Raw genomic sequence first — 8,284 nt, forward strand, 5'->3', positions numbered from 1 at the left:
CGGGAAGGGCGCCCCCATCGACGTACCGGCATATCAGGACATGATCAACAGAATCGTATTTGCATGATCAGAAGAAAACGGACCTGCGCTGCACCAGCAGCTTGTACAGGGTGTGCTGGATCTGCTCCCTGACCTGGTCGGTCAGGTTGAACATCAGCATCGGGTCGTCGGCCGCCTCCGGCGGATAACCGTCCGTGCGGATCGGCTCGCCGAACTGGATCGTCCACTTGGTGGGCAGCGGGATCGCGCCGAGCGGGCCCAGCCACGGGAAGGTCGGCGTGATCGGGAAGTACGGGAATCCCAGCAGCCGCGCGAGGGTCTTCGCGTTGCCGATCATCGGGTAGATCTCCTCCGCCCCGACGATCGAGCACGGAATGATCGGGGTGCCCGCGCGCAGTGCCGTCGAGACGAAACCGCCCCGGCCGAACCGCTGGAGCTTGTAGCGCTCGCTGAACGGCTTGCCGATGCCCTTGAAGCCTTCCGGCATCACCCCGACCAGTTCACCGCGCTCCAGCAGCCGTTCGGCGTCCTCCGAACAGGCCAGGGTGTGACCGGCCTTGCGGGCCAGTTCGTTGACGACCGGCAACATGAACACCAGGTCGGCGGCGAGCAGCCGCAGATGACGCTTCGCGGGATGGTTGTCGTGGACGGCGACCTGCATCATCAGGCCGTCCAGCGGAAGGGTGCCCGAGTGGTTGGCGACGATCAGGGCGCCACCGTCGGACGGGATGTTCTCGACGCCCTTCACCTCGACGCGGAAGTACTTCTCGTACACCGGCCGGATCAGGGACATCAGGACCTGGTCGGTCAGCTCCTGGTCGTAGCCGAACTCGTCGATCTCGTAGTCGCCGGTGAGCCTGCGGCGCAGGAAGGACAGGCCTCCCGCGATGCGCTGCTCCAGGCTCGTACCCGTACCGCCCTGCTGGGGCGGCTGTTCCTCCTGCGTCACGGGAACATCATCCTGCGGGAGGACCCGTCCGGGCAGGGGCTGGACCTCGCGTACGACCGCGGGCTCACCCTTGCGCCGGCTCCCCGCGGCCCGGCGCCTCGCCGGGCGCTGCACCGCAGCCCCGCGTGAGCGGTCGTCGTCGAACGGAATGACCTTGGCGTCCGCCATCGTTGATGCGCTCCTCAGTTGGCGCTCTGCGTCGGGGGGTGGCCGCCGCCCGGAAGAGACAGTGCGGCGATCTTGTCCACAGCCCCCGCAAGGGCCTCCGGGGGCAGGAGTCCGGGACCCCTGCTCTGGGCGAAGTCCGCGAAGGTCTCCGCCGTCGTGTACTTCGGCTGATAGCCCAGGGTTTCGCGCATCTGGACCGTCGAGACGACCCTGCCGTGCGTGAGCAGCCGCAACTGCTCCGGCGAGAAGTCCGTCACCCCCAGGGTACGCACGGCCGTGCCGGCCCAGCTCAGGGCCGGCAGCAACAGGGGCACAGTGGGCCGCCCGAGCCGTCGCGCGCACTGCGAGAGCAGCAGGACGCCGTCCCCGGCGATGTTGAACGTGCCGCTGTTGAGCGTGCCCCGCTGCGGCTCGTGCGCGGCGATCCGCAGCACCTCGACGACGTCGCTCTCGTGGACGAACTGGAGCCGCGGGTCGTAGCCGAACACCGTCGGCAGCACCGGCAGCGAGAAGTACGAGGCGAGCGGCGAATCCGCGCTCGGTCCGAGGATGTTGGCGAACCGCAGCACGCACACGGCGACATCGGGCCTGCGGCGCGCGAAGCCGCGTACGTAGCCCTCGACCTCGACGGTGTCCTTCGCGAAGCCGCCGCTGGGCAGCGACTTGGGCGAGGTGGTCTCGGTGAAGACGGCGGGGTCGCGCGGCGCGGAGCCGTAGACGTTCGTGCTGGACTTCACCACGAGCCGCTTGACCGTCGGGGACTTCTGGCAGGCACCGAGGAGCTGCATGGTGCCGATGACGTTGGTCTCCTTGACCGTGGTCCGGCTTCCGGAGGCCAGCGCCGTGCCCGTCACGTCCATGTGGACGACCGTGTCGACGGAGTACTCGGCGAGCACCCGGGCGATGGTGGGCTGCCGGATGTCGGCCTGCACGAAGTCGGCGCCGCCGATGTGGTGCTCGGGCGGCACCGCGTCCACGGCGATCACCCGGTCCACCTGCGGGTCACGCTGGATCCGTCGTACGAACCGGCCCCCGAGCTGCCGGGCCACCCCGGTCACGAGCACGACCTTCCCCAAGATCAGCGCCTTCCTTCCAGAACTGGACGTAGCTCCGCTCGTACCTGCCGCGTTCCCCGTGTGCGCCAACTTAGCGGGTCGATGTTGCGCTGTGATGACCGCCCGATGCACGAAGTGACGACAGTCATGGACGGGCGACCAGACTCAGCCATTCGGCCCACAGCCGCGCAGGGCCCGCATGGCCGAAGACATTCGACGGTCGAGCGGCTTTTCGGGGTTCTTCGGTTCTGCCGCCACCGGGCCGGAAGTCGGTTCTGCCGCCACCGCGCCGGACGTCGGTTCCGCCGCCACCGCGCCGGACGTCGGCTCGGCCGCCGTCGCGCCGGAAGTCCCCTGCGGCCGCCCCAGGGCCGCGGCCGACGGGCGTGCGCCCTTTCCCGACCGGATACACCTGTGGCCTCCCACCGCTGGTGAGAGGCCACAGTACGCGTTTCCGCGCGTCGCTTACTTCTTGTTGCGACGCTGAACGCGAGTGCGCTTGAGCAGCTTGCGGTGCTTCTTCTTCGCCATCCGCTTGCGCCGCTTCTTGATAACAGAGCCCACGACTACCCTCGCTCACTTCTCTTTACTCGGTGCTGGGCTGCATGGGCCCACACGACCTATGAGGGGCCAGCCTACCCGTCCGAGAGCTGAGGTCGTAATCGAGGTGTTTCCGGGAGATCGCGAACGGTCTCCCGGAACGCCGTCAGGCGGTCTCCACCCCCACGTAGCTCTCACGGAGGTACTCGTGAACCGCTTGCTCCGGCACCCGGAAGGACCTCCCCACCCGGATCGCCGGCAGATGACCGCTGTGCACCAAGCGGTACACGGTCATCTTCGACACTCGCATTACCGAGGCCACTTCCGCCACGGTAAGGAACTGAACCTCGTTCAGAGGCCTCTCGCCTGCAGCCATCTCACACCTGCACCTTCCGCACTCGACGGCCACCGGCTTCCCCTTCCGGTGACTCTTCGTCGCTGCGCACTCACTCCCCAATGTAGGGGCGGGTGATGCGAGTGGGGAAGAGGAGATGCCATCGGCCGCCTACTGTGACAGACACGCTCGATTGAGTACATAGCGAGTAAGCGGTCGGTAGTAATCAGACCGCACAGCGTCATCTAGCGGAACGACGACGGACACCCGTCCCTCTGCCTCTCCGACGAACAGCGCGGGATCGTCCGTATCGGCGAGACCGATGGCCTCGAACCCCAGTTGACCTGCCCCGCAGACCCATCCGTGGTCTCCGATGACCAGTTCCGGGAGGGGCCCGCCGGCCTCGGCGGCGGCCGCCAGGACGGTCCTGACCGGGAGGGGTGAATGGGTGTGTGCGCCGGTCGCACGACCGGCGTCCCCCACCTCCGGTTCGCGCACCAGCGCGACGCCTTGTACGTAGTCGAGGTTGTATGTGCGTAGGCCGAACCGGGTCGTTATGTCGATAGAGCTACCCTGCGCGGGGGTGAGGACGGCACACCCCGCCGCCGACAGGGCGTCCGCGAGCGCGGCGTAGAAATCGATCAGACGGTGCGGATGACCCGTACCGAGAAGCACGGGGTGACGGCGTCGGGCGGCTTCGCCGAGCCGTTCCGCGAAGGCGTCGAGGGCCGCCAGGGTCCGCTCCGGGTCGATCACATCATGCCCCGAAGTGTCTGATGGATCAGCCGAGACTCCGCATTTGTCGGCCATCAACTCGATCAAATCCCGCTGGCGCCACGACCATTCGGGATCAAGTCCGAGCAACAGACGGGGGTCGCGGGCGGCGAAGAGCCGGTAGCTGCGCAGGCTCTCCTCGCGCGACGTGGCCACGGGTCCGGCGAGCCGGGCGGCCAGCAGATGTGCGCGCAAAGCTCCGGTGCTCAACACGTCAGCGATGCTGACGCATCCGCCGATGCCCTATGCCCACAATGCGGAATATGCCCCACAGTTGGGCTAATGATCCCTATGGGAGCATCCCCCGCAACGGGAACACCGCCTTGCGTGTCGCCACGATCGCCTGGTCGAGGCGGTCCGCCGGGTCGTACCCCGACTCCCAGTCCTTCCAGGACACCGGCCACCGTCCGTCCGTCATCCGCATCGGCGCCAACTGCCGTGTGCGGGAGAAGACCTGCTGCCGCCAGCTCTCCGGCACGACCGTCTCCGGCTCGACGGGACGGCCCGCCGCCACCGCCACGAGGTGCGTCCACGAACGCGGCACGACCTCCACCACCGCGTAGCCGCCACCCCCCAGCGCGACCCAGCGCCCGTCGGCGTACGTGTGCGCCAGGTCGTGACAGGCGACCTGCACGGCCCGCTGCGCGTCGAGCGAGACGGCCAGATGCGCGAGCGGGTCCTCGAAATGGGTGTCCGCGCCGTGCTGGGTGACCAGCACCTGCGGCCGGAAGTCGGCGATCAGCTCGGGCACCACGGAGTGGAACGCCCGCAGCCAGCCCGCGTCCCCGGTGCCCGCCGGCAACGCGACATTCACGGCCGTGCCCTCCGCGCTGCCCGCCCCGGTCTCCTCGGGCCACCCGGTCTGCGGGAACAGCGTCCGCGGATGCTCGTGCAGCGAGATCGTCAGGACCCGCGGATCCTCCCAGAAGGCCGCCTGGACACCGTCGCCGTGATGCACGTCGACATCGATGTACGCGACCCGCTCGGCGCCCAGCTCGAGCAACCGGGCGATGGCCAGAGCGGCGTCGTTGTAGACGCAGAACCCGGAGGCGGCGCCGGGCATCGCGTGATGCAGCCCGCCCGCGAAGTTCACCGCGTGCAGCGCCTGACCGCGCCACACGGCCTCCGCGGCCCCCACGGACTGCCCGGCGATCATCGCGGACACCTCGTGCATCCCGGCGAACGCGGGATCGTCCATGGTCCCGAGGCCGTACGACGGGTCGGCCGACGCGGGATCCGCGGAAGCCGCCTTGACGGCCGCCACGTAGTCCTCGCGGTGCACCAGCCGCAGCGTCGAATCACCGGCGGGCTTCGCCGCGACCACCTCGACGTCCCGGTCGAGCCCGAAGGCGTCGACGAGGCCCCTCGTCAGCCGGAGCCGGACCGGATCCATCGGATGGTCCGGACCGAAGTCATACCCCGTTACTGCCTCGTCCCACATCAGCTGTGCGCGGCCGCTCATGCACGTCACCGTATCGGTCCGGTTGAGCTTCGAACGACCGGGCGTACCCCAGGGTCGCCAGGACCAGCACCATCGGTACGAGCATGGCCCCGCGGTAGTTCCACGCGTCACCCAGCGCGCCCACCAACGGGGAGCCGATCAGGAACCCGACGTAGTTGAAGATGTTCAGCCGCGCGATCGCCGTGTCCGACGCCCCCGGGAACAGTCTCCCGGCGGCCGCGAAGGTCTGCGGCACGATCACGCACAGCCCGAGCCCCAGCAGCGTGAACCCCAGCATGCCGACCCCGGCCCCGGGCGCGACGGCCACGACTCCGAACCCGAGCGCGGCGACCACGGCGCCCAGCCGCACCACCGCCACGGCCCCGAACCGCCGCACCCCGAGGTCTCCGACAGCCCGTCCCACCAGCGTCATCACCATGTAGACGTTGTACGGAACGGTCGCCATCTGCTCCGAACTGCCCAGCACGTCCTTGAGGTACTTCGCGCTCCAGTTGGAGACCGTCGAGTCCCCGATGTAGGCGAACGTCATCACCAGGCACAGCGGCAGCAGGAGCTTGAAGACGAGGGGACCCGCGCCCGCACCGGCCTGCGCGTCCTCCTTCCCGTCCGCGTCCGCGCCCCCGTCGACGTACCACCGGCTCCCCACCAGGGTGAGCGGCAGCAGCATCAGCACGGCCGGCAGATACGACACGAAGAGCGACAGATGCCAGTGCGCCCCGGCCCACGCGAGCGAGGCGCCCACGATCCCGCCCAGGCTGTACGCGGCATGGAAGCCGAGCATGATGCTGCGCCCGTACGACCGCTGGAGACTCACCCCGAGCATGTTCATCGAGGCGTCGAGACAGCCGACCGCGAGGCCGAAGGCGGCGAGGGCGACGGCCACCTCGACGAGCTGGTCACCGGCGCCGACACCGAGCAGGGCGAGCAGCACGACCGGCTGCGACCATCGCAGAATGTGGCTGGGGCGTATGCGCTTGACCAGATGCTCGGTGGCGACGCTGCCCAGCCCGGCGAGGACCGGGACGGCCGCCAGGAACGCCGGCAGGAGGGCGTCGGAGATCCCGTAGCGGTCCTGGATGGCCGGGATACGCGTCACGAGCAGCGCGAAGGCGGCACCCTGAGCGAAGAAGCTGAACGCCAAAGAGGCCCTACCGCGCCGCAGCACATCTGTCATGGCGGCGAGCGTAGGGCCCCGGCTTACCGGTGGGTAGATCAAGCCGAAGATGAATTTTGCTCAGCTCTTCGGGGGCGGGGGTGGGGAGGGACTGCCGAGGTCCTCGCGGCGGACCCGTCCGGGTCCGCCGTGCGGGGCACGGGGACCTCCGTGCGGAGCCGTTCAGCTCTGCTTCCCGGACTCTGCGGCGACCTCGTGCTCCAGCATCTTCTCCATCGGGACGACGGCGAAGCGGCCGCTGAGCAGGAAGGCGAGGACCATCGAGGCGACCATGACGACCGTGCCGAGCCAGACCATGGTGTCGATCGGCAGTGTGTAGGCGCCCACCACCCGCGCGACACACTCACTGAGCAGGACCGTGCCCCATACCAGCGAGAACGTCCGCTCGGCCTTCCGGAACGCCTCGGAGCCCGCCGCCAGCCGGTCCCAGGCCGCGGCCCGCGCCGCGTCGCCCTTCACGAGGAACGGCTTCATCCCCTGCGTCATCATCGGCCGCCCGAGCCTGACGGACACGAGGACACCGATCCCGATCGCGCTGCTGACCCCGCTGTCCTTCGCCAGCATCAGCCGCGGGTCACCGGCGACCAGGCTGAGCGCGAGCCCGACCACGTTGACGAACAGGATCAGCCCGGCCAGGGCGTTGGCCTTGCGCTCCTTCACCACGCTCCACACGGTGCGCACGGCCGGCACGACGCTGCTCCAGCCGAGCGCCGCCATCGTGCTCATCCCGAACCCGTTCTTGAGCAGGTAGTACGACCCGACGGGCACGGCCACGTCCACGATCAGCGGCAGGAAGCTCGGCCGCGGGCCGGCGGTCTCCGGCGTGGTGGCCGTCTCCGTCCGGGCAGCGCTGGTGGTCTCTCCGGTGCTGATCTCGGTGGCGGTGATGCTCATGATCGGGTCCCTCCGTCGTAGCTGTGTACGTCCCGTTTCGATGTACTCAGCTTCGCGGTCGGACCCCGCCCTCCGACAGAAACGATCGTCCGGAGCTCGGCATGACAAATGTCAGCGCCCGCCGATGGGAACCGTCATACCAGCAGGTCAGCCAACTCCCCCATGTCGGCGAAGAGTTGAGTGGCGCCGGTCAGCCGGTCGGCCGGTGTCATGGCGGTGAACCCGTACACGTCCATCCCGGCCGCGTTGGCCGCCTGTACGCCCAGGGGACTGTCCTCGACGACGGCGCACCTCTCCGGCCGTACGCCCATGCGCTCGGCGGCGTGGAGGAACAGATCGGGGGCCGGCTTGCCCCTCCCGACGTCCTGCGAGCTGAAGATCCGGTCCTCGTCGAACCACCGGTCGAGCCCCGTCGTCCGGTGTCCGACCCGGATCCGCTCGTGACTCCCGGAGGAGGCCACACAGTACGGCACTCCGTCCGCGGCCAGCTTCTCCAGTACCTGGCCGGCCCCGGGAACGGGCTTCAGCTCCCGTTCGAACGCGGCGAAGACCCGTGCGTGGAAGACGTCGTCGAAGTCGTCCGGCAGCCGCCGGCCGGTGCGCTCCAGGACCAGGTCGTGGATGCGGTGCATCGCGGAGCCCATGTAGTCACGCAGGGAGTCCTCGTACGAGGTGGGGTGCCCGAGTTCGGTGAGGTAGGCGGCCAAGTGGGTATTGGAGATCGACTCGCTGTCCACGAGGACACCGTCATTGTCGAAAATAATCAGGTCGTAGCGCATAACAAAGACCCTAAACGCAGAAAACCCCCGGACCGGTATCCCCGGTCCGGGGGTTTTCTCAAAATTTGTTCGGCGGCGTCCTACTCTCCCACAGGGTCCCCCCTGCAGTACCATCGGCGCTGTGAGGCTTAGCTTCCGGGTTCGGAATGTAACCG

The 8,284-nt window shown here is 68.7% G+C and carries 9 protein-coding genes and 1 rRNA gene; all 10 read right to left on the reverse strand.

Features of this window, described 5'->3' with window-relative positions:
* Positions 1-67: 67 nt before the first annotated feature.
* A complete protein-coding gene (locus tag ACWEBX_RS35175; protein ID WP_451888822.1) occupies positions 68-1,117 on the reverse strand; it encodes a lysophospholipid acyltransferase family protein in 1,050 nt (349 codons plus the stop codon).
* 14 nt (positions 1,118-1,131) lie between these two features.
* Complete coding sequence (locus tag ACWEBX_RS35180) at positions 1,132-2,193, reverse strand: NAD-dependent epimerase/dehydratase family protein (protein WP_451888823.1); 1,062 nt, start codon at positions 2,191-2,193, stop codon at positions 1,132-1,134.
* 444 nt (positions 2,194-2,637) lie between these two features.
* Positions 2,638-2,736, reverse strand: a complete 99-nt coding sequence (locus ACWEBX_RS35185; protein WP_003948845.1) for a 30S ribosomal protein bS22 — start codon at positions 2,734-2,736, stop codon at positions 2,638-2,640.
* A 142-nt stretch (positions 2,737-2,878) separates the two neighbouring features.
* Positions 2,879-3,088 (reverse strand): helix-turn-helix domain-containing protein, encoded by a 210-nt coding sequence (locus ACWEBX_RS35190; protein WP_093781815.1) that lies wholly within the window; start codon positions 3,086-3,088, stop codon positions 2,879-2,881.
* A gap of 129 nt (positions 3,089-3,217) precedes the next feature.
* A complete protein-coding gene (locus ACWEBX_RS35195; protein ID WP_451888824.1) occupies positions 3,218-4,033 on the reverse strand; it encodes a phosphatase in 816 nt (271 codons plus the stop codon).
* Positions 4,034-4,109: 76 nt separating this feature from the next.
* Positions 4,110-5,282, reverse strand: a complete 1,173-nt coding sequence (locus tag ACWEBX_RS35200) for an acetoin utilization protein AcuC (RefSeq protein ID WP_451888825.1) — start codon at positions 5,280-5,282, stop codon at positions 4,110-4,112.
* Complete coding sequence (locus ACWEBX_RS35205) at positions 5,233-6,456, reverse strand: MFS transporter (RefSeq protein WP_451888826.1); 1,224 nt, start codon at positions 6,454-6,456, stop codon at positions 5,233-5,235. The genes ACWEBX_RS35200 and ACWEBX_RS35205 overlap by 50 nt, the downstream gene beginning before the upstream one ends.
* A 162-nt stretch (positions 6,457-6,618) precedes the next feature.
* Entirely contained in the window at positions 6,619-7,350 is a 732-nt protein-coding gene (locus ACWEBX_RS35210; RefSeq protein ID WP_451888827.1) for a VC0807 family protein, read from the reverse strand.
* A gap of 134 nt (positions 7,351-7,484) precedes the next feature.
* Positions 7,485-8,129 carry an HAD family hydrolase gene (locus tag ACWEBX_RS35215; RefSeq protein ID WP_451888828.1) on the reverse strand — a complete coding sequence of 215 codons (645 nt, stop codon included), beginning with the start codon at positions 8,127-8,129 and terminating at the stop codon, positions 7,485-7,487.
* A gap of 67 nt (positions 8,130-8,196) precedes the next feature.
* Positions 8,197-8,284: ribosomal RNA gene (gene rrf, locus ACWEBX_RS35220) — 5S ribosomal RNA — on the reverse strand; the annotation flags it as partial.

It is taken from the genome of Streptomyces sp. NPDC005070 (genome assembly GCF_053600395.1).